Annotated in this window: 21 protein-coding genes; 16 read left to right on the forward strand and 5 right to left on the reverse strand. The window is 71.4% G+C overall.

Going from position 1 to position 24,810, the window contains the following annotated elements; all coding sequences use genetic code 11:
- Positions 1-9: 9 nt before the first annotated feature.
- A complete protein-coding gene (locus ACYVIP_RS02240) occupies positions 10-2,229 on the reverse strand; it encodes a serine/threonine-protein kinase (RefSeq protein WP_460391391.1) in 2,220 nt (739 codons plus the stop codon).
- 149 nt (positions 2,230-2,378) lie between these two features.
- Here ACYVIP_RS02240 and ACYVIP_RS02245 point away from each other — a divergent pair, with 149 nt between their 5' ends.
- The 5 genes from ACYVIP_RS02245 to ACYVIP_RS02265 are packed head-to-tail and all read left to right on the forward strand — an operon-like array spanning position 2,379 to position 8,344.
- A complete protein-coding gene (locus tag ACYVIP_RS02245; protein WP_460391393.1) occupies positions 2,379-3,800 on the forward strand; it encodes a hypothetical protein in 1,422 nt (473 codons plus the stop codon).
- Complete coding sequence (locus tag ACYVIP_RS02250) at positions 3,797-5,242, forward strand: hypothetical protein (protein ID WP_460391395.1); 1,446 nt, start codon at positions 3,797-3,799, stop codon at positions 5,240-5,242. The genes ACYVIP_RS02245 and ACYVIP_RS02250 overlap by 4 nt, the downstream gene beginning before the upstream one ends.
- A 41-nt stretch (positions 5,243-5,283) precedes the next feature.
- Positions 5,284-6,675: a DUF4407 domain-containing protein gene (locus tag ACYVIP_RS02255; RefSeq protein WP_460391397.1), complete on the forward strand. Its 1,392-nt coding sequence runs from the start codon at positions 5,284-5,286 to the stop codon at positions 6,673-6,675.
- A gap of 14 nt (positions 6,676-6,689) precedes the next feature.
- On the forward strand, positions 6,690-7,400 hold the full coding sequence (locus tag ACYVIP_RS02260) for a vWA domain-containing protein (protein ID WP_460391399.1): 711 nt from the start codon (positions 6,690-6,692) through the stop codon (positions 7,398-7,400).
- Positions 7,397-8,344 (forward strand): protein phosphatase 2C domain-containing protein, encoded by a 948-nt coding sequence (locus tag ACYVIP_RS02265; RefSeq protein WP_460391401.1) that lies wholly within the window; start codon positions 7,397-7,399, stop codon positions 8,342-8,344. Before ACYVIP_RS02260 ends, ACYVIP_RS02265 begins: the two co-directional genes overlap by 4 nt.
- Positions 8,345-8,346: 2 nt before the next feature.
- Here ACYVIP_RS02265 and ACYVIP_RS02270 read toward each other — a convergent pair whose 3' ends face one another.
- Both ACYVIP_RS02270 and ACYVIP_RS02275 read right to left on the reverse strand, forming a co-directional pair.
- Positions 8,347-8,532: a hypothetical protein gene (locus tag ACYVIP_RS02270; RefSeq protein WP_460391403.1), complete on the reverse strand. Its 186-nt coding sequence runs from the start codon at positions 8,530-8,532 to the stop codon at positions 8,347-8,349.
- On the reverse strand, positions 8,529-8,948 hold the full coding sequence (locus ACYVIP_RS02275) for a helix-turn-helix transcriptional regulator (RefSeq protein ID WP_460391405.1): 420 nt from the start codon (positions 8,946-8,948) through the stop codon (positions 8,529-8,531). Before ACYVIP_RS02275 ends, ACYVIP_RS02270 begins: the two co-directional genes overlap by 4 nt.
- A gap of 118 nt (positions 8,949-9,066) precedes the next feature.
- On the opposite strand from ACYVIP_RS02275, the gene ACYVIP_RS02280 reads away from it, so the two are divergent.
- The 6 genes from ACYVIP_RS02280 to ACYVIP_RS02305 all read left to right on the forward strand — a co-directional run bounded on the left by ACYVIP_RS02280 (position 9,067) and on the right by ACYVIP_RS02305 (position 20,014).
- Positions 9,067-10,032 carry a hypothetical protein gene (locus ACYVIP_RS02280; protein WP_460391407.1) on the forward strand — a complete coding sequence of 322 codons (966 nt, stop codon included), beginning with the start codon at positions 9,067-9,069 and terminating at the stop codon, positions 10,030-10,032.
- A 180-nt stretch (positions 10,033-10,212) separates the two neighbouring features.
- Entirely contained in the window at positions 10,213-12,918 is a 2,706-nt protein-coding gene (locus tag ACYVIP_RS02285; protein ID WP_460391409.1) for a CHAT domain-containing protein, read from the forward strand.
- Positions 12,919-12,954: 36 nt separating this feature from the next.
- Positions 12,955-14,391 (forward strand): hypothetical protein, encoded by a 1,437-nt coding sequence (locus tag ACYVIP_RS02290; RefSeq protein WP_460391411.1) that lies wholly within the window; start codon positions 12,955-12,957, stop codon positions 14,389-14,391.
- A gap of 31 nt (positions 14,392-14,422) precedes the next feature.
- Positions 14,423-17,266, forward strand: a complete 2,844-nt coding sequence (locus ACYVIP_RS02295; protein WP_460391413.1) for a helix-turn-helix transcriptional regulator — start codon at positions 14,423-14,425, stop codon at positions 17,264-17,266.
- Between the two features lie 93 nt (positions 17,267-17,359).
- A complete protein-coding gene (locus tag ACYVIP_RS02300; RefSeq protein ID WP_460391415.1) occupies positions 17,360-19,726 on the forward strand; it encodes a caspase family protein in 2,367 nt (788 codons plus the stop codon).
- A gap of 33 nt (positions 19,727-19,759) precedes the next feature.
- Positions 19,760-20,014, forward strand: a complete 255-nt coding sequence (locus ACYVIP_RS02305; RefSeq protein WP_460391417.1) for a hypothetical protein — start codon at positions 19,760-19,762, stop codon at positions 20,012-20,014.
- Here ACYVIP_RS02305 and ACYVIP_RS02310 read toward each other — a convergent pair.
- Positions 20,011-20,520 (reverse strand): SRPBCC domain-containing protein, encoded by a 510-nt coding sequence (locus ACYVIP_RS02310; RefSeq protein ID WP_460391419.1) that lies wholly within the window; start codon positions 20,518-20,520, stop codon positions 20,011-20,013. The two genes, ACYVIP_RS02305 and ACYVIP_RS02310, sit on opposite strands and share 4 nt — an antisense overlap.
- Complete coding sequence (locus ACYVIP_RS02315; protein WP_460391421.1) at positions 20,517-20,819, reverse strand: ArsR/SmtB family transcription factor; 303 nt, start codon at positions 20,817-20,819, stop codon at positions 20,517-20,519. Before ACYVIP_RS02315 ends, ACYVIP_RS02310 begins: the two co-directional genes overlap by 4 nt.
- Before the next feature lie 108 nt (positions 20,820-20,927).
- On the opposite strand from ACYVIP_RS02315, the gene ACYVIP_RS02320 reads away from it, so the two are divergent.
- From ACYVIP_RS02320 to ACYVIP_RS02340, 5 genes are all read left to right on the forward strand, one after another.
- Complete coding sequence (locus tag ACYVIP_RS02320; protein WP_460391423.1) at positions 20,928-21,674, forward strand: VOC family protein; 747 nt, start codon at positions 20,928-20,930, stop codon at positions 21,672-21,674.
- 59 nt (positions 21,675-21,733) lie between these two features.
- Complete coding sequence (locus ACYVIP_RS02325; RefSeq protein ID WP_460391425.1) at positions 21,734-22,309, forward strand: TetR/AcrR family transcriptional regulator; 576 nt, start codon at positions 21,734-21,736, stop codon at positions 22,307-22,309.
- A complete protein-coding gene (locus ACYVIP_RS02330; protein ID WP_460391427.1) occupies positions 22,306-23,502 on the forward strand; it encodes an FAD-dependent monooxygenase in 1,197 nt (398 codons plus the stop codon). The genes ACYVIP_RS02325 and ACYVIP_RS02330 overlap by 4 nt, the downstream gene beginning before the upstream one ends.
- Before the next feature lie 62 nt (positions 23,503-23,564).
- Positions 23,565-24,110, forward strand: coding sequence for a D-alanyl-D-alanine carboxypeptidase family protein (locus tag ACYVIP_RS02335; RefSeq protein WP_460391429.1), 546 nt, complete (start codon positions 23,565-23,567; stop codon positions 24,108-24,110).
- A gap of 4 nt (positions 24,111-24,114) precedes the next feature.
- Complete coding sequence (locus ACYVIP_RS02340) at positions 24,115-24,750, forward strand: TetR/AcrR family transcriptional regulator (RefSeq protein ID WP_460391431.1); 636 nt, start codon at positions 24,115-24,117, stop codon at positions 24,748-24,750.
- Positions 24,751-24,810: the final 60 nt, after the last annotated feature.

The following is a 24,810-nucleotide window of genomic DNA, read 5'->3' on the forward strand; positions in this document are numbered from 1 at the left end:
TTCCCCTGTTCATCGCCCCAGCTCCCGCTGTCGTCTCTGTTGGTGGCCGGCCGACCATTTCCGGTGCCGGCGCACTCCCCACCCGATGTGCGCCGCGCCCGCCAGCACGGCGGCCAACGGCGCGAGCCAGCCGAGGAACGCGACCAGCAGCACCACCACGACGATGCCGATGGTCGCCCGGCGCGGGCTGGCCCGCATCCGCCCGCCGAGCCTGCCGGCCGTGACGAGCATGTTCTGCCACAACGAGTACGTCGGGTGGTAGTCGGCGGCCATGGTCGAGGCAAGGACCAACTCCACTGCCCAGTGCGTGCTCGCGGCCAGGAGCAGGATCCCGAGCGCGTCTGGCGGCGCGGCGGTCGCGACCAGCAGCCACAGCACGCTCAGCACCGCCGGACCGGCGACCGCGCGGCCCAACGCGCGCGGCCTGCCGGCCAGCCGGGCGCGTTCGTGGTCGGCCCAGGCCTGTTCGCGGGCCTGGCCTGCCTGGTCGGCCACCTGCCTGGCGCGCACGGCGGCCGCCGCCTCCGCCTGCGCGATCCCGACCGCGTACAGACCGGCGTAGGCGCGCACCTGGTTGGTGCCGACCCAGCGGCGGACGTCGTCGAACCAGCCGACCGGTTGGGCCAGCGCGGCGGCCTGGTCGGTGAACTGCCGCAGCCAGTCCTGGCCGCACTGTCCGCCCGCGGCCAGCTCCAGCATCGCCGCGCGCGCGGTCGGGCGCTGTTTCTTGGGGAAGGCGGTGGCGAGTTGGCGGTGTTTGCGCAACGTCGCGACCGCGGTGTTCAGCTCGCCCAGCCTCGCCGCCCAGTCCGTGGCCACCACACCGAGTTCGCCCGCGCCGGCGAACCGCGCGAGTACGGCGAGCGTGCCGTCGTGCAGTTGCGTGACGATCTCGCGGGCACGGGTGGTCTCCGGTGTCTGATCGTCGCGCTGGGCGTCTCTGGCCAGCGCGCGCAGCTTCGGCCGGTCCACATGCGCCTGCCGGTAGACCGGCGGCAGCGTCGGGTTGAGCCCGGCCAACAGCGTGAGCAACTTGACGTCGGGGACCTCCTTGCCGCGCTCCAGCCGGTCGAGCAGGTCCAGCCGCGCCTCGACCACGCCGTGATCGTTGCGGTCCGGGTCGTTGAACTGGTCGAGCCACGCGGTGAACGCCCGCCACGACGGTCCATGTGCGACACCGAAGCGTCGGGCGGCGAGTCGCCAGTCGCGCGCCATCGCCTCGGTGAGCGTGGCGATGTCCCGAAACCGCCGGTTGGCGAACTCGAACTCGCTCACCTCGACCGGCGCCCGCCGGTCCGGCACCGCCGGGTTGGCGCCGCCAAGCCAGTCGCGCACCTGGACCTCGGTCCACCGCAGGGTTTCGTCGGCGACCAGCAGGCCGGCGCACAACCGGTGGAGCCGCGCGTCGGTGACCGCGTCGACCGGCACCGGCCTGGTGGTCACCGTCTTCTGCACCATGAGCACGTCCAGGCCGGCGAACGGTTGCTGGCCGGTGGCCAGTTCCAGCGCCATCATGCCCAGCGCCCACCAGTCCAGCGCGGGTGAGACATGACCCGACCAGGACTCCGGGGCGGCGTAGACCGGGGTCTGGCCGACGGTGGTGAAATGCGCGGTGCCGGTGAGTTTCCGGCTGAGCCCGAAGTCCGACAGCACCAGGTCGAGGTTCGGCTCGGCGGTGCGGACGAGCACGTTTTCCGGCTTGAGATCGCGGTGGATGATCCCGCGCCCGTGCAGCGCGCACAGACCGTCGGTCAGCTGGCGCACGATTTCGGTGACCTTCGCCGCGGCGAAGACCCGGCTACCGGCGCCGGTTTCCCGCAGCGTCCCGGCCGGGACATGTTTCATCAATTCGAATGCCCGGCCGTCGGTCAACGTTCCGGTTTCCCAGACCTCGACGATGTGCTTCGATCTCAATGTCGGCAGCTGTGCGGACACGGTAGGGTCGGGGGCGATATGGGGGAAGTAAACTTTCAGTACGCGTGGTTGGTCGGTGGCGTGCGGCAGGAACAGTTGCGCCTCGCCGCTGGTTTTCCACAGCGTCGCGTCGCGCACCTCGGATCGCAGGTGTTGGGGAAACAGTTCCGGGGCGAGTAGCGAATGATACGTCGTGTCGACCGAATCCTCGCCGGACTCCCGCCTGGTCGCCGGCGTGCCCCCAGCAGGGGACTCGCGCCGGGTCGTGCCAGCGGTTCGGCTGTTCTCCCGGCGTGTCCGGTTGGGTTCGGTCATGTTTTCCTCCCCTCGACAGGGGCGCGGCGGTGGTCGTCCCCGGTGGTACCTGACGGACAGTACCGCCGTTGTTACGACGCGATGGAGCGAAACTCGGTTCTCGTCCGTCAGAGAAAAGGTGGTCGTCCGACCAGCTACCTGGAGGAATCATGACGCGCCCGGTCTCCGTTACCACCGCGGTCGAGCAGGCGTGGTTCCGGCTCGGCGTGGACGGGACTATTACCACGGTGGCGTCCTCATTCGGCGACGAGCACGCCGAACGCGGCTGGCTGGATCTTGTCGGCCCGCACATCGGCTTTCCCGGTGACTTTCCGCCGGCCGCCGGCCCGGCCGTGAGCTATCTGGTCTTTCCGGCGGGATTCGCGGCCGTGCTGTATCGCGTCCGCGAGTCGACCGGCGCGACCGTCGCCCACGGGTTGCTCGGCCGGGCCGACGAGCTGACCGCACCCGTCGCTCTGTCTACTGTGGACTGGTCGGGCTGGCTGGCCATGCCGGCGAGCACCCGGCTTACCCGGCTGCGGGTGGACGACGTCGGGGCGCCGAGCACCACCGGTCGCCTGCGGCAGCGCGCGATCGTCCAGGGCAACCAGCTCGCCAGGGTGCTGGCCTGGCTGTTGCAGGCGCCGGCCGCGTCGATCGGCATCCTCGGCTGCGCCGAGCAGGACCGGCCAGCGCTGGTCCTGGCGCTCGCCCAGCTCGCCGCGCCGCTGCTGCCCGCTCGCACCTGGACCTTCGCCACCCAGCCGGACGCGGCCACCGACGGCACGACGCCCGAGATCGCGTTCTTCGCCGACGCGCCCGCTGACGCCGCCGGCCGGTTGCTCATCGACACCCGCCGCGGCCAGGGGGCCAGCCCGCAGAACGAGTACCGGGCCAACGCGCTGGTCTACCGGTACGAGTACGGCGTCGACCCGCCCAACGCCGCCGCCGCACCCGCCCAGCTCTCCGTGCCGCCACCCGTGCCGGAGCCGCTCCAGCCGCTGCCGGTGCCGCAGGCCGTGGCGTCGACCGCCGTGGTCCCGCCGTGGCGGGCGACCGCGCTGGCGCGCGACCTGGCCGGCGCCACCAGCGCCACCGAGGTGAACGGCGCGCTGGTCGAGCTGGAGTACGCGGTCTCCAGGATCGACGACCGGGACACCGTGCGGCGCGCGCTGGCCAACGAGGGCTGGGCCGAGCGCGCCATCCGCCGGCACGTCCCGTTCGCCCAGCGGGAGGCGGTGTACGTGCGGGCGGCCACCATCGCGTTCTGCGCGACCGGTCCCGGCCGGGTGACGCCGGGCGCCCGGGAGGACGCCAGGCGACTGGTCACCGACGCCCGGTCGGCCGACCTGGTCCGGGCCGTCGCCCTGGTCAGCCAGGAGACCGGGGTGTCGGCCCTGCTCGCCGAGCGCTGGCTGCGCGAACACGAGCCGGTCGCGCCGGACCCGCTGGCCGGACTCGGGCCGATCGCCCGGTTCTGGCGGCGGGCCGGCCTGCCGGTCACCCCGATGATCGCGCGGGTGACGGTGGTCCTGGTCATCCTGGCGGTGGGGATCGTGCTTGGCTGGTGGGCCGCCGGTGAGTTGCGGTGACCACGCCCACCCTCACCGTCGGCCAGCTCGGCGGGCTCGGGGACGAGCTCGGTGCCGGCGGCCAGGCCAGAGTGTTCGAGCTACCGGCACTCCAGCTGTCGGACGTGCCGGGTTCGTTGGTGTACAAGCAGTATCGGCCGGGCAGAGCCCCGGGCAACGGCATGGGCCGGATCATCGACCTGCGGACCCGGCTGCGCGCCGACCCGGCCGCACTGGCCACATTGGACAACGCGACCGCGTGGCCGGTGCGCCAGGTGGTCGACGAGGACGACGCGCTGCTCGGCGTGGTGTTGCGCCGCATCCCCGACGAGTTCCTGCACGATCTGCGGTTGCCCAGCGGGAAGATCGCCCGCAACCGGCCGAGGGAGGTCCAGTTCCTGTTCATCCCACCGGATCGCGCGTTGCAGGGGCGGCTGCCGACCCCGACGCCGACCGAGCGGCTGACCATCTGCCGCGACTTCGCCGCCACGCTCGCCTTCCTGCACAACACCCTCAACGTGGTGTTCGGCGACATCAACGCGCGCAACGCGGTGTTCCGGCTGGTCGCCGAGCCGACGGTGATGTTCGTCGACTGCGACGCGGTCCGGGTGGTCAGCGAGATCGCCGCCAGCCCACAGCTCAACGCCCCGGACTGGGACCCGCCGCGGGACGCGGACGTGCTGAGCAAGGCCAGCGACCTGTACAAGCTCGGGCTGTTCGTACTGCGCTGTCTCACTCCCGGCGAGGGCTGCTCGATCAACCGTGACCCGAACGGGGCGCGTGGCGTGCTGGACATCGCCGGCCTCGATCTGTTGGCTGCGGCGGTGGGCGGTGTGGCGCAGAACCGGCCGTCGGCCGAGGAATGGCACCGCTACCTGCGCCGCGCGCTCGGCGAATCCCTTGCCCCGCCACAGCTTGAGCAGCTCGAGCTGGACCGGACGATCGTGGCCGCCGGCGAGCCGCTCACGGTGCGCTGGTCGGCGACCGAGGCGGACACGGTGACCGTGTCCGGCGTCGGCATCCAGGACGTGTCGACCTCGGGCGCCGCCGGATCGGGCACGCTGACCGTCCATCCGGCACGGACGGGCCGGCTCGTGGTCACCGTGGTGAACAACCTCGGCGTCGATCGCCGGGAGACCGGGCCGGTCGCGGTGTACGACGTGCCGTCCTTCGCCGACTTCCCGGTGCCCATGCCGACCCTGCCGATGCCCAACCTGCTCGCGCTCGACCTGCCAGACGTCGGCCGGTCGCTGCCGTCGTTCCCGACCAGCCAGCCGGTCGCGGTGCCGCCGATGGCCAGCGTCGTGGACGTGATGGCCGACCCCACCGTGATCGTCCCGCCGGAACCGGTACGGCTGGCCGGACCACCACCCGCCTTCGGCACCGGACGTTCGGCCGCCCCGATCGACCTGACCCAACACTTCTTCGCACAACCGGCGACCGATCCTGAGGGGGACTCGTGAGCCTTTACTCGTGGTTTGCCACACCGCACCGGCTTGCGCGGATGGCGGGCGCCAATGCCGAGGTCCTCGCCAAGGCGCGCACGGACCGGGCCAAGTACACCGCGATGGGTGCCGTGCTGCTCACCACCGCCGGGGTGGCCGGCGTGTCCGCGGCGTTCGCGTTGCACAGCGCGGTGGGTCTGTCGCCGGTCGTCGCGGTGGTGGCGGGCGTGCTGTGGGCGTTCGCGATCTTCAACCTGGACCGGATGCTGATCGTCAGCATCACCAGGCAGTCCGGTTGGGCGCGCAACATACTCGCCGCGGTGCCCCGGTTGTTGCTCGCCGTCGTCATCGGCACCGTGGTCTCGGTTCCGTTGGTGCTGCGCATCTTCGAGCCGGAGATCCGCAACGAGATGCAGCTCATGCACTCGGAGAACCTGACCGAGGCACAGAAGAAGCTCGACGAGCAGTTCGCCGACATCCCGGTGATGCAGGCCAGGGTGACCGAACTGCAGGCGGTCGCCTCCGGCGAGAGCCAGCCGAGCGTGAGCAACGACCAGGACGTCAAAGCCGCCCAGGAGCGGGTCAACGCCGCGCAGGCCGCCTACGACAAGGCCGACGCCAACGCCCAGTGCGAGCTGAACGGCACCTGTGGCACCGGCGAGCAGGGCGTCGGCACCGCCTACCGGGAGGCCGAGGCGAAGGCCGACGCCGCGAAGGCCACATTGGACGCCGAGACCGCCAAGCTCAACGACGCCACCGCCGCGGCGCAGCGGAAGATCTCCGGCAGTGTCGCGAGCAACCGCGCGAAGGCCAGGCAGGACCTGGAGACCCTGGTTCCCCGGCTGGAGGAGCGCAGCGCGGACCGGGACGAGGCCCAGCGGCGGCTGGACTCCGGCGAGATCGAGAGCGAGGGCATGCTCGCGCAGTTGGAGGCGCTGGACCGGCTGACCGACGGGCACCCGAACATGCAGGCCGCGAACTACGCGCTGGCCGCGCTGTTCCTGCTCATCGAGGTGCTGCCGGTGGTGGGCAAGCTGCTGATGATGATCGGCAAGCCGACGCTCTACGAGCGCGTGCTCGACGACGACGAGAACGCGATCGAGAAGATGGCGAGCAGGACGAACAAGACCGCGCTGGACAACGCGCAGGACCTGCGCAACCAGCAACTCAAGCGCGGCAAGGACGCCAACGCGCTGCTCGCCGACCAACAGTTCGCGATCGCGGAGAAGGCCATCGAGACCTGGGGCCGGATCGCGAAGAGCCGCAGCGACGCCGAGTTGGCGCGCTGGTACGCCAAACACGCCGGTGAACCGGAACAAGCACAGGCACCGCAGGCGCAACCGCCGGTGCCGAGCTCGATCACCGTGCCGCTGATGGTCCCCGGTCAGAGCTACCAGGAGTTCAGGGACTCGTTCGGGCCGCCGGACAACGGTCACCACCCCAACAGTTAGGAGAAAGCACACCGATGGATGCCACCGGCGCCAAACTGCTGCCGTTCTACGTGGTCGTCGATGTCTCGTACTCGATGTCCGGAAAGAAGCTCGCGTCGGCGAACCAGATCCTGCCCCGGGTCCGGGACGCGCTCGCGGAGAACCCCATCCTGTCCGACAAGGTCCGCATTGGACTGATCGACTTCTCCAGCGACGCGCAGGTGCGGCTGCCGCTGTGTGACCTGCTAGACCCAGGCCTGACGCTGCCCAGGCTCAGCGTGCGTGACGGCACCTCCTACGTCGCCGCGTTCTCCCTGCTGCACACCGAGATCGCGACGAACATCAAGCAGCTCAAGGCGGACGGCTTCCAGGTACACCGGCCGGCGGTGTTCTTCCTGTCCGACGGCGAGCCGAACGAGACCGACCCGGAGTGGCAGGCCGCGTTCGCCACGCTGACCGGCGTTGCCGCCTACCCCAACGTCATCCCGTTCGGTGTGGACAAGGCCGACGGCGCCACGCTCGCCCGCCTGGTGCACCCGTCGACCGGGGCCAAGCAGATGCGGATGTACCTGATGGAGAACGGGCAGGATCCGGCGCAGGCGATCAACACCATGGCCGAGATCATGGTGTCCAGCGTGATCAGCTCCGGGCGCAGCATCTCGCAGGGCGAGACCGGAATCCTGTTCCCGGACAAGGACGATCTCGGTCAGGGCGTGACCGCGCACACCGCATCGGACTGGGTGTGACCGCGCAGCGGCCGGCTCTCGGCACAGCCGGTGACCAGGACTGGCGCGGGGAGTTCCGGTTCACCCCTTACCAGGTCGGCGATCCGGGGCGGGCGGCCAACGCGCCGGCCTACCCCGACACGGAGTTCTGGGACTGCCCGGACACCGTGCTCGACGGTTTCCTGCTCCGCGGCGACGGTGCCACGCCGCCGATGGTGTTGCGCGCGGCCAGTGTGCGCGGCCGGGCGCACCGGTTCTACGGCAAGGTGCGCCAGGACGCCTACGCGTTCCGCGCCGACAGGCGCTACGCCGTCCTGGCGATCGCCGACGGGATCGGCAACGCGCCGCTGTCCCACTTCGCCGCGCTCGTGGCCACCAGGCACGGCTGTTACGAGATCCTCAAACAGTTGGCGACCACGCCGCCCTCGGCCCTCAACTGGACGTGGGTGTTGCGGGTGCTGGCCGCCAAGGTGGTCACCGAGGGACGCCGTCAGTTGGCGACTCCGGACCTGACCGAGCACGACGTGGCCGCCCAGTTGGCCGCGACGGTGCTGTTCGCGGTGGTCGGGCTGGAGCCGGTAGACGGCTGCCATCCGGTGCACCTGCTCGCCTACGGCGACTCGTCGGCCTGGATCCTGCGCGGCGGCCAGCACTGGGAGCCGCAGCAGGCGGTCAAGAACGACGGCGTGGACATCGCGTCCTCGGCCACCGTCGCGTTGCCCAACCTGCCACCGCACCCGCCGGTGCCGGTGCACACCACGATCGCCCCGGCGGACATGCTGCTGCTGGTCAGCGACGGCATCGGCGACCCACTGGGCAACGGCACCGGCACGGTCGGCGCGTTCCTCGCGCAGCACTGGCGGCGTCCGCCCGAGCCGTTGGCATTCGCCGCGCAGGTCGACTTCGCCAGGAAGTCGCACGACGACGACCGCACCGCGGTGGCCATCTGGCCGGGCGTGGGGTGAGCTCACCGGTCGGCGGTGGCCTGGCCGAGCTGTTCGGTCAGCGCCGCCGCCCGGCGCGCGACCAGCTCGGCCAGCGCCCTCGGCGGCGCGCCGTCGGCCAGGCGGGCGGCGGTGGCCGCCACCAGCTCGTCGTGCACGAGCAGCAGCAGGCAGTGCCTGGTGACCGGGTCGAGCGGCACCGGGGTCACCGCGTCGCCCCGAGCAGCCCGTGCCGCTGGGCGTGGATGACGGTCATCAGCCGGTCGGACGTGCCGAGCCTGCGGTAGAGCAGCTCCAGGTGTTTGCCGACCGTGCGGGGCGACAGGCGCAGCCTGCGGGCGATGGCCACCACGGTCAACCCGTCGCCGAGCAGTTCGAGGATCTGCTGCTGGCGTGGGGTCAGCGCCGGGCCGCTCGGCGGCCTCGGTTGCGCCAGTGCCTCGATCAGCAGCCGGTCCCTGGTCGGCTCGTCGAGGCCGAGCGCGGTGAACGCCAGCGCGCACAACAGCACCGGGTCGCCGTCGGAGAAGGCCACCAGCCGGTCGACGGCACCGGCGGTGTCGGCGGCCCGTAGCCGCCTGCGCACGTCGGCGACCGTGGCGACGGGCGTTGACGGACCGGACATGACAACTCCCTTAGTTCGGCGTGTTACCCCGCCTTGGGCGGCGGTTCGGCCTAATGACTTCGCCCTAGATTCGCGGTCGATCGCTCGTTTGCCGGAATTGCGTGCATAGCATGGCGAAATGTCCACCGTTCGAGAACTCGCCGGTAATGGCTCGTTGGCCGACGTTGTAGCGGCCGCGACCGAAAATGACCGGCGACAGTTGCGGATCGAGGCCTACGAACTGCTGCACCAGCTGGTATTCGACCAGATAACCAGAAAGGTGGAGACCAGGCGCGGACACCTGCGATGCGCGGTTTCGGTGTATCTGCTCGCCGACGACTGTCTTGACCATTTCCACGACGACATGGAGGCCGTGCTCGATGACCTGTTCGCACACGCGCGCACGCCGATTCACAATCTGGAGGGCTGGGTGCGGAAACGGTTGCTGGCGGCCACCGTCAATGCCTACCGCCGCCGGCGTGGCGAACGCGGAGCCCAGCAGCGCCCTCGGCTTCCCGGTTGGCTCGCCGACCGGCTCGGCGCCGACACCCGGCTGCGGGAACTGGCCGTGTCGATGCTGGAATTCGTCGGGGTCGAGCGGGCCGCCGGCCTGGAGATCTGGCCGATCGACGCGTGGGCCGCGCGGCGCGCCGCCGACGACAGTGACTACGACACCGCCCGGCGAGCCGTGTTGCGCGACATCGCCACCGTGCTCACCGCGATGCGCGCCCGGCCGAAGTGGTATGCCGACTATGTCGAGCGACCGCTCGGTCGTAAGCGGATTCCGCTGATGCCCGCGCCGCGCACCGAATCGCCGCCGCCCATCGCGACCGAGGAGACCGAACAGACCAGGCTGGTCGAGTTGGCCGCACTCGCGATCGCGGCCATCGAGGCCCGGCTCGGCCGGGGCGAGGAGCCGAAGGTCGTGCTCGTCGAGGTGCTGACCACGGTGTTCGGCGCGGATCCGGTGGTGGCCGAACTGGACCGCCCGGCCGGCTTCTCGGCCACCGCGGACGAGGTCGTCGGCGCGTTGCTCACCGACTCCTCGTCGATCGACCGGCTGGTGGCCGAGGTGCTGGACATCCTGGCGCGGCCGGGTGGCTGAGCCGGGCCGGCGGTGTTTTCGTCGTGTTCGGATCATGCTCGCCGCTTTCGTGGACGTGGCCCCCGCCATCACCTCTCTGACGGACAGCGACACCCGGTACGGAAAACGCCGTTCCGCCTCCGGTCGGCATCGATCCGTCAGAGAATGAATGTCAGCACGGAATCGCGTGAGGGAGGAAACGTGGTCGGCACATCGGCAGCGGACACCGTGGCGCGTTGTCAGGCGTTGATCGTGCACGCGCTGACCGCCGATCGCGGAGAACGCGTGGTCGCGGAGTTCGTCACCGAGATTTCCCGGTTGCCGGCCGACCATCCGGCGCGCGGCGGACTCGCCGCCGGACTGATCATGGTGCTCGAACTCAACGAGACCGACCTGGCCCTCGACTATCTGCGTGAGCTGGCGAACCTGCTGGCGATCGCGGACTCCGATCCGCCGTCGACCCCGCACTGGCCGAAAACACGGATGACCGCGCACACCAAGGCCATGCTCTATGCCGGAGCCACCGGCCAGCAGAACGATCCGGACGTGCTGAAGAAGCAGCTCGCCAGCCTGCTGGAGACCGTCGGCGCGCACCCCGAGGCGGCGAAGTTCAGCGTGTTCGGCGACCTGATGAGCGATTTCCTGCACGCCGTGGACGAGGGCAACCTCAGCGAGCTGGACCGGGTGTCGGCCGCGCTGCCCGCCATGATCGACGAGAGGTTCGGCAACGATCCGCGGGTGAGCGGGATCAGGGCGCAACTGGTCGAGATGGGCCGGTTCGCCGCCGCCAACCGGCGCAACGACCTGGACACCATGCGGGACTCGGTCACCCGGCTCACCGAGGCGACCAGGGACCTGCCGGAGGGCAACATCCTGCGCTCGACCGTCGACGACTTCGCCAAGCAGACCGCCAACCTGTGGCAGGTCTTCGCCGAGGACGGTGTGCGGCTGACCGAGGACCAGCTGGCGGCGGCGGCCGAGGCGGCGCGGAGCCAGGACGCCCCGGCCGCCCAACGGGTCCTGGATTACCTCAGCCTCGGCGGCGCCTACATCGGCGACGGCATCGGCGTCGACCCGGACCGCATCGCGCAGGGGATCGCCAGCCATCGCGCCGCCTTGGCCCTGACCGAGCCGGGAGACGCGCACCGCTCGTTCTGTGAGTACTCCGTCGCGCTCGGGCTGTACCTGTGGTCGGAGGCCGCCGGCTCGTCCGACGGGCTGGACGAGGCGGTGTCGCTGTTGGAAAGCGCCCGCGACGGGCTCGGCGGTCCGCACCATCCACAGTGGACCGAGGTGACCGACCTGCTGGCCAACGTCCGGCAGCGCACCGGACAGGCACGCGCGGCCGGGGAGCTGGGGCTGCTCGCGCAGCGCGGCTACGTCTGGCGGGTGCTGCGCGAGTCGAACGTCGCCAGCGCGCGCGACGCGGTCCGGGACGCGGCCGGGTCCGCGATCGCCGCCGCCCGCAAGTGTCTTCAGGTCAACAACGTCACCGATGCGGTGCGCGCGTTGGACACCGGCCGCGGGCTGTTGCTGTACGCCGCGACCGAGCTGCCCAAGGTGCCGGCGCGACTGCGCGCCGCCGGCCACGACGACCTGGCCCGGCGATGGGTGGCGGACGGCGGCGCGAGTGCGGAGGTCCGCCGCGCGGCGTTCGCCGTGCTGGCCGAGCAGCCGGATGCGAACCTGCTGGCGGATCCGCCGAGCCTGACCGAGATCCAGACCGCGCTCGCCGCGGTGGCCGCGGATGCCTTGGTGTACCTGGTGCCGGCCGAGGAGACGCAGGCGGGGCTGGCGGTGATCGCCCCGGTGGACGGGCCGCCGGCCTGGCTGCCGTTGGTGAACCTCGACGTGCGGGTCGAGGTCGAGCGCTACCTCACCGCGCTGGTCGCCAGCTCCCGTGACCTGGCCGCCCAGTACGACGACGCCCCGCTGACCGACAGCCTGGCCGAACTGTGCGACTGGGCGTGGCGGGCGGCGATCGGCCCGTTGCTTGAGCGGTACTTCGACATCGGGGAACGGCGCCGGGAGCCGAGGATCGTGCTGGTGCCGATGGGCGACCTGGCCCGCATCCCGTGGCAGGCCGCGCGGCGCGCGGACGGCACCTACGCGACCGAACTGGCCGAGTTCTCCTACGCGGTCTCGGCCAGGATGCTGTGCGCCAACGCGGCACAGAGCGCGGTGGCGCCGACGGCGACCGGCCTGATCGTCGCCGACCCGGACACCGCGGCGGAGGGCAGCGAGCTGGTCGAGGCCCGCACCGAGGCACACGCCCTGCGCCGCGGTCCGTACCAGGGCGCGCGCTACATCGGGCGCCGGCCCAACGGGAGCACCAGCCCGTCCGGCGCCGGCACCGCCACGCAGGTCCGGCAGTGGCTCACCGACCTCGGCCCGGCCGCCGGCGGCATGCTGCACCTGGCCTGCCACGGGTGCTACGAGGTCGAGCCGACCGGCACCCGCGCCTACCTGTTGTTGGCGCCGGAGCAGGAGAGCGCGCGGGCGAGCAGGCTGACCGCGGAGGAGATCGTGGTGCTGCTCGCGGACGCGGCGGAGCGGCGGATCGGGTTGGTCGTGCTGGCTGCCTGCCATTCCGCGCGATCGGTGCACGGCTACGACGAGGCCTACAGCCTTGGCACGGCGTTCCTGGCCGGCCGCGTCCGCTCGGTGCTCTCGACCCAGTGGAGCGTCCCGGACGAGGAGACCTCCGCGTTGATGTACATGTTCCACCACTACCGCGTCGCCGACCGGCTGCCGGCCAGGCAGGCGCTGCGCCAGGCACAGCGGTGGCTGCTGGACAAGCACCGGCAGCCGCCCGCCGGCATGCCGGCGCGCCTGATTTCCTCGGTGCCGGAACGGGAGCAGGCGGCGGTGCTCGCCTGGGCCGGGTTCGTCCACTATGGACAATAAGATCGGTTTCGCTGACCGCACAAGGGAGTGACCACGGTGGTCGACATCGAGAAGCTGCGCGCGGAGCTGACCGGGCTGACCGGTGGGAGCAGACTCGGTCCGCTCGTCCGGCTCGGCCAGGCGTTGATGGACCGGTACTGGCGGGGTGGCATCGGCCGCGCCGAGGGGTTGCCCGACCTGAACGCGGCGATCGAGGTGATGGAGGAGGCCTACGGCTACGCGCGGGAGGGCGACGCCTACCGGGGCACCATCGCCGCGTATGCCGGCTGGTTCCGGTGTGGACGGTACGCCGCGCACGGCGAGTCGGCGGACGACCGGGAGGTCGGCCTGCGCATGCTGGAGGTGGCGCTGGCCACCCCCACCGTGCCCCCGATGCTGCGCACGATGAGCCTGGTCTGGGCCGGCCAGCTGTACTTCGGCAGAGTCGCGGGCTACCTGCAGTCGCCGGGCGCGATGATGAACCTGATGTCCGGCCAGGTGCCGCCCGACGCCGTCGGGCACGCCGACCGGGCCGCCGAATGCCTGCGCGAGGCGGTCGAGTCCGGGTCGGCCAGTGCCGAGCTCGTCGAGGGCGTCGAGAGCATGCTCGCGGTGGTCGAACTCCTGCGGACCATGTTGCGCGGCCGGGGAGCCGGCATGGACCTGCGGCGACTGACGGATGCCATGACGATGATGCAGAAGTTCCAGGACAGGTTCCGTCCGAGCACCGCGCCGGCCGCCAGTCCGTCCTTTCTCGACTTCGGGGCGCTCCGCGACCTCCTGCGCAGTGACGTCCTGGACCGGCCACCGGTCGTGCTGCGGGAGGAGGCGCCGGCGGTGGTCGACGGCGTGGTCGAGCCCGAAGCCGAGCCCGTCGCGCCGGAGATCCCGCCCGACCGTGCGCGGTTGCGCGCGCTGGTGCTGGCCGCGCTGTTCGGCACGGACGACGCCACCCCGACACCGGCCGAGGTGGCCGCGTTGCTCGCCCCGGACGCGCCCGCGCTCGAGGTGGACACCGTCGACGAGGCGGTCGCGCTGGCCAGAACGGTCGTCGACCTCGACGAGGAACCAGGTGCCACCCATGAGGACTGGTTCGTCCTGGCCGTCGTGCTCGGCCTGCGCCACCGGCTCGACGACGAGGGCGACGACGTCGACCGCGTCGCCGGCATGGCCGGCCTGCGCACCGCGGTGCGCACCCTGCCGCCGGGCCACCCCGCGACCGCCGCGATGCTCAGCACCCTCGGCGCGTTCCTCACCGAGGACCGCCCGTTCGACGACCCGCTCGACGAGGTGGCCGAGGAGTTCGCCGACCGGATCGACGCCGTGCTCGCCGCGGGCACGACCACCGACGCCGGCGAACTGGCCACCCTGCACGCGCTGCGCTGTCTGTGCCGGACGGCCGGCGCGCTGGCCGAGTTCCAACGCGCGCCGGTGCCGGTCGAGTATCCATGGCGGGGCGCGCTGCTGGCCGCCGCCAGGATCACCGAGGTGTAGCGGATCAGCCACCACCCGCGATGATGGAGGGATGGTCGCGGACTTCGTCGGGCGCGTCGCGGAGCTGGCGCGGCTGAACACGCTGCTCGCCGGCGCGCGCGCCGGCAGGCCGGCCACGGTGCTGGTCGACGGCGACGCCGGGCTGGGCAAGACCAGACTGCTGCGCGAGTTCACCGCGCACGCCCGGCGTACCGGGGCCCAGGTCCTCGCCGGCGGCTGTGTCCCGCTCGGCGCGGTGGCCATCCCGTACGGGCCGCTGATCGAGGCGTTGCGCGCGCTCGTGCGCCAGGAGGGCGACCAGCGGGTCCGGGAGCTCGCCGGCCCCGGCTGGCCCGACCTGGCCGGGATGGTCGCGGACCTCGCCGGCGAGCCCGTGGACCGCCCGGACTCCCAGCACCGGGTGTTCGGCGCGGTCTCCCGACTGTTGGCCAGGCTCGGCGCCAGTGCCCCGGTCGTGCTGGTCCTCGAGGATCTACAGTGGACGGATCCATCCACTGTGGACATGGTGGCCTACCTGACCAGAATGCGTGGCACCGAACGGCTGTTGTTGGTTGGCAGCTACCGCGCCGGCCTGCCCGTCGACCATCCGCTGCGCGGTCTGTTGGCCGAGCCGGAGTTCATGCGCGGGAGCGTCCGGCTCAGCCTGCGGCCGCTCAGTGACGCCGAGTCGTGGCGGCTGTTCGCCGGCCTGGTCACCGAGCACGCCCCTCGGGAACGGGTCGCGCGCTACGTCGAGCTGGCCGAGGGCAACCCGTACTTCGCCGAGCAACTCGCGGTCGCCGACGACCCGGCGGCCCGCATCCCGGAGTCCCTCAACGAGATCATGCGGTTGCGGCTCGCCCGGCTCAGCGCGCCCGCGATGCGCCTGGCCAGAGTGGCCGCGGTGGCCGGGCGGCGGGTGAACGACGGGCTGCTGGCCGGTGTGCTCGGCGACGAACAGGAACTCGACGACGCGCTACGGGAATGTCTTGACCGGCGGGTGTTGCTGGTCGACCAGGACCTGGCCGAGACCTACGTCTTCCAACACGCGCTGCTGCGCGAGGCCGCCTACGCCACCGCCTCGCCCCGCGAGCGGCGCAGGCTGCACGCCGCGATGGCCGAGACGATCACCACGACCCCCGGCCTGGACGGCGATCCCCGGTTGCTGCCGGAACTGGCCCACCACTGGTTCGCCGCCGGCCGCGTGCGTGAGGCGCTCGACGCGGCGGTGCGGGCGGGCGTGCTGGCCGGCGCACTGCGCGCGTTCAAGGAGGCCGACACCCAGTACCAGCACGCGCTGACCCTGTGGCCGGAGGTACCCGACGCCGAGGAGGTCGCCGGTGTCCGTCACGTGCACGTGCTGTCCCTGGCGGCCGACGCGGCGCGCTGGGCGGGCAGGCTGACCTCGGCCGTCGACCTTGCCCGACAGGCGATCGGCGCGACCGACACCGACCAGGCTGGGCGAGGTGAGTTGTACGAGCGGCTCGGCAGCTACCTGTGGGAGGCCGGGCAGGTCGCCGAGTCCGCGGCCGCGTACCGCACCGCCGACGAACTGCTCGCCGGCCGCCCGCCGACCACGGTCAGCGTGCGCGTGCGCTCCGCGCTGGCCACCGCCGAGGTCCGCGCCGGCCGGTACACCGAGGCCCTGCGCATCGCCGAACAGGCCGTCGACCAGGCACGGCAACTCGGTGCCGTGGCGGAGGAGGGCCGGGCGCTGAACAGCGTCGGCCTGGCCGCCACCATGCTGGACGCGGTGGCCGACGGCGAGGCGGCGCTGCGCGCGTCGGTGCGCATCGCGACCGAGGCCGGCCATCTCGAGGACATGCTGCGTGCCTACGGCAACCTCGGTGTCTGCCTCGACCACGCCGGCGAGCTCGCGCGCGCGGTGGACGCCATGACCACGGGTCTGGACCAGGCGCGTGCCCTCGGGGTGCCGCACACCAGGCAGGCCGGGGTGTTGGGCAACAACGCCGGGGTCGCGTTGTTCCGCCTCGGCCGGTGGGACGAGGCGACCGAGCGGCTCGGCGACGCGGTGGCCCACCGACCGCTCGGCGAGAGCAGCTACCCCCGGCTGACCATGGCCGAGATCGACGTGGCCAGGGGCAGGTTCGACGCGGCGGCGGCCGCGTTGGACGGTCTGCGCAGCCAGCCCAACACCGACCCGAGGTTCGTCGCCGCGCTGTACTGCTGCCTGGCCGAGCTGGCGACCTGGCGGGACGACCCGGCCGGTGCGCGGGCGGCCGTCGAGCACGGGCTCGCGGCCGTCGCCGGCACCGAGGACACCCGTGCGGTGGTGGCGTTGTGCGCGGTCGGCCTGCGGGTGGCCGACGGCCGGCGCGCGGCGGAGTTGCTCGCCATGGCCACGGTGGAGGAGGACCGGCCGGGGGAGACGACGGCGCTCGTCGCGCAGTGCGCGGCCGAGTACCCCGGGCCGGCCGGCGACGAGCCAGCGGCGCGCTGGCGGGCGGTCGCCGCTGCCTGGCGCGCGCTCGACCGGCCGTATCCGTTGGCCTACGCCGAATGCCGGGCGGCCGAAGCGGCTCTGGTAGTGGGCCGACGGCCGGCGGCTGCGAGCGCGGCCAGGGCGGCGCACGCGATCGCGACCGACCTGGACGCGCAGCCCCTGCTGGCCAGGATCACCCTGCTGGCCAAGCGAAACCGGCTGCGGCTCACCACTACCGAACAGCGCGAGCGACCGCACGGACTGACCATCCAGGAGTTGGCGGTGCTGCGCGCGGCCAGCGGCGGCGCCAGCAACCGGGAGGTCGGCAAACAACTGTCCATCTCGGACAAGACGGTGGGCGTGCACCTGTACAACCTTTTCCGGAAACTGGCGGTGCACTCTCGGGTCGAGGCCATCGACAAGGCACGGCGAAGTGGCCTGCTCGATGACTAGGTTACGTTGTTCGACGTAGTTCACATGACAGTGGCGCGGCGTGCCGATTAGGCTTTGCTGGCGGGTGAACGCGAAGGTGGAGAAAGGTTTTCGATGGCGCGCAGGGCATTGCTGATCGGGTCGCAGACCGGTGGGCTTATCGGTGTGGACAACGACATCGTGGCGTTGTCGAAAGCCCTTGACCGGTGGGAGTTCAGCAGCGTCCGCTGTCAGGCGGAGAACGCGAGCCGGGCGGGGATCATCGACGCCTACGAGCGGCTGATCGCCGAGACCGTGCCCGGCGACGCGGTCGTCGTCCACTACAGCGGACATGGCGGCTACAGTCGTACCCAGGACGGCCGGTCGGCGGTTCAGTTCATCGTGCCGACCGATTACGCGGCGTCGACGCCGGGCGATTTCCGGGGAATCATGGCGGTCGAGTTGTCGGTGCTGCTCGCCAGGCTCACCGAGAAGACGACCAACGTCACCGTGACCCTCGACTGCTGCCATTCCGCGCACCTGTCGCGGGACCAGGACCTGATCGTCAGGGCGATCACCCGCCCGGTGTCCCATCACGTCATCGCCAACCACCTCGACCACCTGCGCCGCCACGAGCCGGGTCTCGATCTGCTGACCCCGCAAGGCAACCGGCACGCCGTTCGGGTCGTCGCGTGCGCGCCGGAGCAGCCGGCCTACGAGCGCGACAACGACGCCGGTGTCCACATGGGACTGTTCACCGACGCGCTGACCGCCGCGTTGACCGAGGCCCGCGACGGCGAGTCGCGGATCTCCTGGGCCTCGGTGATCGACCGGATCAGACAGCGGGTGCTCACCGTCGAGCCGCGACAACGCCCGGAGGCCGAGGGCCCGGCCCAGCGGCTGCTGTTCGACGTCCGTGAGGCCGACCCGGTGGCCACCCTGCCGGTGACCATGACCGCCGACATCGTCCGCATCGGCGGCGCCCCGCTGCTCGGTGTGCGGCCGGGGGACGAGTTCGTCATCATGCCGGGCGACGCACCGGAACCGGTGCCCGCGCGCCGCATCGGCGATGTCGTGGTCACCAAGGTCGACACGACCGCCGCGTGGGGCAGGCTACGGCCGGTGGGGCGGGTGGCGACCATGCCGATCGACGCCCGCGCGCACCTGGTGCGCACCGCGGCCCCCACGCTGCCGGTCGGGTTACCGGACGTCGCCGCGTTGACCAGGGCGGTCGAGGCCGCCCCGCTGGTGCGCGCCGCCGAGCCGGCGGAACGCGGCGAGGTGGCGGTGACCGTCGACGGCGCCGGTGAGCTGGTCGTCGGCGACCGGTTCGGCCCGCTGCGGGCGGCGCGACCGGCCGACGCGGCCGGCATCGACACGGTGGTGCGGGATCTGACCAGACTGGCCAGGGCGCACGCGCTGCGCGGGCTGGCCGAACGGCAGCTCGCCGCGCTCGACTCCCCGATCGCGGTCGAGTTCGGGTTGGTCGACAGTGGACAGCCAAGGCCACTGTCGCCCGCCGGCGCCGTGTTGCATGTGGACCAGCCGATCTATGTGCGCGTGCGCAACGACGGCGCGCAGGTCGTGTACGTGTCGTTGCTGGACATCGGGGTGGCCGCCCGGATCACGCTGCTCAACCCGTCTTCCCCAGGCGGGGAACGGCTCGCGCAGGGGGAGGGCTACGTCTTCGGTGGCAACGACCTGACCGGCGCGTTGCCCGGGGTGTCGTTGAGCTGGCCGGCCGAGCTGCCGGCCGACACCCCCCGGCCGGAGACGATCATGGTGCTGGTGACGTCCGAACCGGTGGACGCCAGGGTGCTCGAACAACAGGGCGTGCGCGGCGGTACCGACTCGTTCCTGGCGCGCTTCCTGACCCAACTGCGTACCGGCGATTCCCGAGACCTGGCGCCGAGCCGGCACCAGTCGACGCGGTTCGCCGTACACACCATCGACTTCGACCTGATGCCCAGTCCACCGGCGACGGCGGAGACCATACCGTTCCAAGTGGACGATCGACCGTCGGCGGCGACCGTGCTCTGGCACCGTGGCCCGGCGACACCGCCCACAGTGACCCTGCGGCTGGACGCGCTCGTCGCGCACCACGGTCGGACGTTCCTCGGCGCCGACCTCCGGCTCGACCTGGTGACGGTCACCGGTGACGACCGCCGGACCACGACGGCCTGCCTCACCGCCGTGGCCGACGGCCAGCGCCGCACCGTGCCGGATCCCGTGGTGTACCACGGCCCGATCGTCGACCGGCTGGACCTCGCGGTCTGGATCTCGGCCGGCGCGCGGACCGGTCATTCACTGGCTGATCCGCTTCCCCCGGCGATCGGCGAAACGGGGGAGTGGCTGCGTTCGGCGTTCCGGGAAACCGTTGGCGTGTACCGGACAACGCTGTTGGCCGGCGAGCAGGGCGGGACCAGTACCGTGCGGGCCCGGGATTTCTCGTTGACCTTCGACATCGCGGTCGAGCCCGCCGTGCTGTCCGTCAGGGAGTAGCAGAAAAGCAGTCGTCGACGAAAGGACCAGCCCATGAGTGAAGTCAACAGTGTCGTCCTGGATGGTGTCGAATTCGGTATCGCGAAAAGCCGGGCCCGTGAGATCGACGCCAAAATCAAGGCGGCGATGGATAGCGGCCTGGTGATCACGCTGCATCTGCTGAACAGCGCCGGCCGCGAGGTCACGGTGCATTTCAACGGCGGCGCCACGTCGACGGCCGCCATCGATTTCGGCGGCGTGCCCAACGAGCCCCGCCCGACCGAGATCTCCGGCTCGGTAGGCGATTAGTCGACGGCCCGCTGGGCCGCGATGAACCGCCGGCCAGGACCGGGGTCGACGCCGAACCGCTCGGCGTAGCGCTCGTGGATCTCCGCCCAGTCCGCGTGTGCGTCCTGTTCGGACAGTTGGTCGCCGGCGAGGTGGGGCTCGAGTCGGGCGAGGTAGGTCTCCCAGCCGGCCGCGGTCTGCGCCGCGAGCGTACGGTCGTCGAAGACGTGGGTGAAGACCAACCGGCAGCCCTCCTCCTCGGCGGCCAGGTCGAAGCTGAAGCGCTCGCCGCCGAAGGTCCACGCCAGCCGGTGCGGTGGGTCGACCTCGGTCACCTGACCGGTGGACCCGTAGGCCTCGATGGTCTCGCCCGGCGCCGGCGTCCATTCGGCGGCGGCGGGAAACCAGGCGGCGAGTTCCGCCGGCGTGCTGATCGCCCGCCACACGCGCTCGACCGAGTGCGCGAGCGTGCGTTCGAAGCGCAGTGCGGGGCGGCCCTCGATCGTTTCCAGTGTGCCGTCAGTCATGGGTTCTCCTTGAGATGTTGTTCGAGGGCGTCGAGGCGTTGGGACCAGAACCGGCGGTAGGGCGCCAGCCACTGGTCGACCTCGACGAGGGGTTCTGGGCGCAGGGTGTAGAGCCGCTGCTTGCCGTCCGCGCGCACGACGACGAGTCCGGCCTCGCGTAACACCTTCAGGTGTTTGGACACGCCGGGCTGGCTGAGGTCGATGCGCTCCACCAACTCGCCGGCCGGTCGTTCGCTGGTGCGCAGCAGATCGAGGATCTGCCGGCGGTGAGGCTCGGCCAGTGCCGCGTACGCGCTCATGCCGATCATATTACTCATTGGAAATATGAACACAAGTAGGACGTTCGTTGACCTAGATGGGACCTAGCGTCGGCCGAGTCAGCAACTCAGCCAGCAAGGGAGCATCCGATGAGTCAGATCGACCGCAATCAGCCGCTCGGTACGCCGACCTGGATCGACCTCGCGGTCGTCGATCCGCGCGCCGCGACCGAGTTCTACGGGGCGGTGTTTGGCTGGGAGTTCGGTGCGTCCGCGAGTGGCCTCGACTGTCTGGTGCGCGGCCTGCCGGTCGCGGGTCTGCGTCCGGTCGCCGACTCGGCGGCCGGTCACGGCTGGACCGTCCACCTCGCCACCGACGACTGTGACGCCACCGCCAAACGGGTCGCCGCCGCCGGTGGCACGGTGGTCGACGAGCCGAGGGAGGTCGGCGACCGCGCGCGCGTGGCCATGGTCGTCGATCCCACCGGTGCGCGGTTCGGGCTGTGGCAGGGGCGCGCGCAGCCGGGGTGCCGCCTGGTGAACGAGCCCGACACGCTGGTCCGCAACGACCTCGTGACGGCGGCGGCGCCGGCCGCGCGGGCGTTCTACACCGGCGTCTTCGACTTCACGCTGGACGGCAACGAGGACCTTCCCGGGATGGACTTCACCTTCCTGCGCCGGCCGGACGGCAAGGAGATCGGGGGCATCCTGGGCCTGGCCGACGCCCCGGTTTCCGCCTGGGCGACCGTGTTCGAGGTGGCCGACACGGACGCGACCGTGGCCTTGGTCCGGGACGCCGGGGGCTCGGCCGCCGACCCGGAGGACGCCCCGTACGGCCGGTCGGCCCTGGTCACCGACCCGTTCGGCACCGAGTTCTCCCTGATCGCACGCCCCTGACCCCCGTGCTACAGTTTGGGCATTCGCCCAGGGCGATCGACCAAGACGGAGGTGATGCCATGCCGACGGCGGCGGAGCGAGGCAGGGACGTTCGGCGCCGATTAGTCAGCGCGGCCGCGGAGCTGATCGCCGAACGGGGCTGGGCCGCGGTCAGCACCCGGATGGTGGCCGAACGGGCGGGTGTGGCCGCCGGCTTGGTGCACTACCACTTCTCGTCGGTGGCGGCATTGCTGACTGAGGCCGCGGTCGGCGTGATGCGCGAGACCGCCGACGCCCTCGGCCCGCTGTTGGCGCAGGCGGGCACCCCCGCCGACGCCGTGCGCCTACTGGCCGGCTGGCTCGACGGCTACACCGGCAGCGACCCGACCTCGGTGGTGTTCATGGAGACTTACCTGGCCGCCACCCGCGACCGGCAACTGCGCGACGCGATCGCCGACATCACGGTCGAGTTCCGCGACCAACTCGGTGCCTGGCTCGGCGAACACGGGGTGCCCGCGCCCTCGGCCACCGCCGCGGTGCTGGGCTCGGCCATCGACGGCCTGGTGATCCAACGCGCGCTGGACCACACCCTGACCGCCGAGGCCATCACGCTCGTCCTGACCAGACTCACGCCCGTGGAAGGAGAAGACCTGTGAAGGCGGTGATCTGCGGTGCCGGCATCGCCGGTCTGGCCATCGCGCAACGATTGTCGGTGCTCGGCTGGCACGTCGTGGTGCTGGAGAAGGCGCCAGGGCCCCGCGCCCAGGGCTACATGATCGACTTCTTCGGCGCCGGGTTCGACGCCGCCGAAGCGGCCGGAGTCCTACCCCGGATAAGGGAGCTCGGCCACCGCGTCGACGAGGTGTCGTTCATCGACCCGACCGGCCGGCGTCGCGCGCGGATCAGCTACGCGGACTTCTCCCGGTCCGTGGCCGGCCGGCTGACGAGCATCATGCGCCCAGACCTCGAACTCGCGCTGCGTGAACACCTACCCGACAACGTGGACCTGCGGTTTTCCAGCAGCCTCACCCAGCTAGACGACCACGGCGACGGCGTGACGATCACCCTGACCGACGGCGAGGTCCTGCACGCCGACCTGCTCGTCGGGGCCGACGGCATCCATTCGACCGTGCGCGGCCTGGTGTTCGGGCCCGAGTCGGACTACCTGCGCCACCTCGGCTTCCACACCGCCGCGTTCACCTTCGACGACCCCGAGATCCACGCCGAGGTCGGCGACCGCTTCTGCCTCACCGACTCCGTCGACCGGCAACTGGGCCTCTACTGCCTGCGCGACGGACGCGTGGCGGCGTTCGCCGTGCACCGCGCCACCGACCCGGTGTTACCCGCCGACCCCCGGGCCACGCTGCAGGCCGAGTACGGCTCGCTGGGCTGGGTGGTGCCCCGCGTGCTGGCCCACTGCCCGCCGGCCAGCGAGCTGTACTACGACCAGGTCGCGCAGGTCGAGCTGCCGCGCTGGCGCCGTGGCCGGGTGGTGCTTGTCGGCGACGCCTGCCAGGCCGTGTCACTGCTGGCCGGCCAGGGTGCGTCACTGGCCATCGCCGGCGCCTTCGTGTTGGCCGAGCGGTTACACCGTGCCGACTCGATCGAGGCCGGCCTGGATGCCTACGAGCAGGTGTGGCGCCCGGTGGTCGAGGAGAAGCAGCTGGTCGGCCGCAAGGCGGTCCGCTGGTTCCTGCCGAACTCGTCCACGCAGGTCCGGTTACGCCGCACCATGCTGGCGCTGTCCCACCTGCCGGGCTTCAGCCGCCTACTCGCCACCTCCCTCGCCGGCAAACAGACCACGGTCATCACCCAACTCCGCCGACAACCCCAACACACGGGCACTTGAGCGACTGCTCAAACATCCACTAACCTGCCTTTTGAGCGAGTGCTCAAAAGGCAGGAGGAGTCATGCCCGATCGTCTTCGGGACCGTGGCTACCGGGTGATCACCCGGATGCTGGCGCTGGCGCTGTTACCGATGGCCACGGTGATCGCCCCCAACCGAGCTCGAGAACTGGCCGGCCACTGGGCCCTGGCCGCACGGTTCCCCGCCGAGAACCTCACCGGCCTGACCCCGGCCACCCGAGCCGCGTTCACCGCGGCGCGAGCCAAGGCCCTGTGGCGTGACGGCGTGGTGATCGGCCTGACATCCGGCTACCGGCCCCCAGCCATCCAGGCACGACTGTTCGCCGACGAGGTCCGCCGCAGCGGATCACCAGCGGCGGCCAGACGACGGGCCCTGCCCCCACAGGAGTCCCACCATGTCCTGGGCACCGCCCTCGACATCCGCCCGGTCGAGGGCGCCCGCTGGCTGGAGGAACACGGCCAGCCGTATCACCTCTATCGCGTCTACGACAACGAGTGGTGGCATTTCGAGTACTGCCCCGACGCCCCACCCGACCGGCGCCCCCACCCCGCCGCGTCGCTCACCACCACCGAGGAGCCTCTACCGTGACCCCGTGGCCGACACCAGACAGCGCCTGATCGACGGCGCGATCGAGACCATCCGCACCCATGGTTTCGCCGGCACGTCGGCCAGGAGCATCGCGGCCACCGCCGGGGTCAACCAGGCACTGGTCTTTTACCACTTCGGCAGCGTGCACGACCTGCTCAGGGCCGCGTGCCTGGCCGCGACCAGCGCCATAGTCACCCCGTTCACCGAGCGCCTGAACCAGATCACCGACCTACGCCAACTCCTCGCTCTCGGCCGCACCCTGCACACCGAGGAACGCGCAGTAGGCAACGTCACCGTGCTGGCCCAGATGCTCGCCGGCGCCCAGTCCGACCCCACCCTCGCCGAAGCCACCTCCGCCGCCCTGCACCTGTGGATCACCCCGATCGAACAGGCCCTCACCCGCCTGCTCGCCGACTCCCCGGCAGCCGAGGCGATCGACACCCCCGGCCTGGCCCGCGCCGTGAGCGCCGCCTTCATCGGCCTGGAACTGTACGAAGGCGTAGACCCCCAGGGCGCCACCGCCGCCCTGGACGCCCTCGACCGACTCGCCATCCTCGTCGAGGTCCTGGACGACCTCGGCCCAGTCGCCCGCCGAGCCCTCCGCGGCAAACTCCGCAGAACGGCCACCAACGCCCGGTAAAGAACCCGCAGCGGGAATTCTGTTACGTCGTGGCGCATGGCGCGATGATGGAGACATCAC

It is taken from the genome of Actinophytocola sediminis (assembly GCF_054779715.1).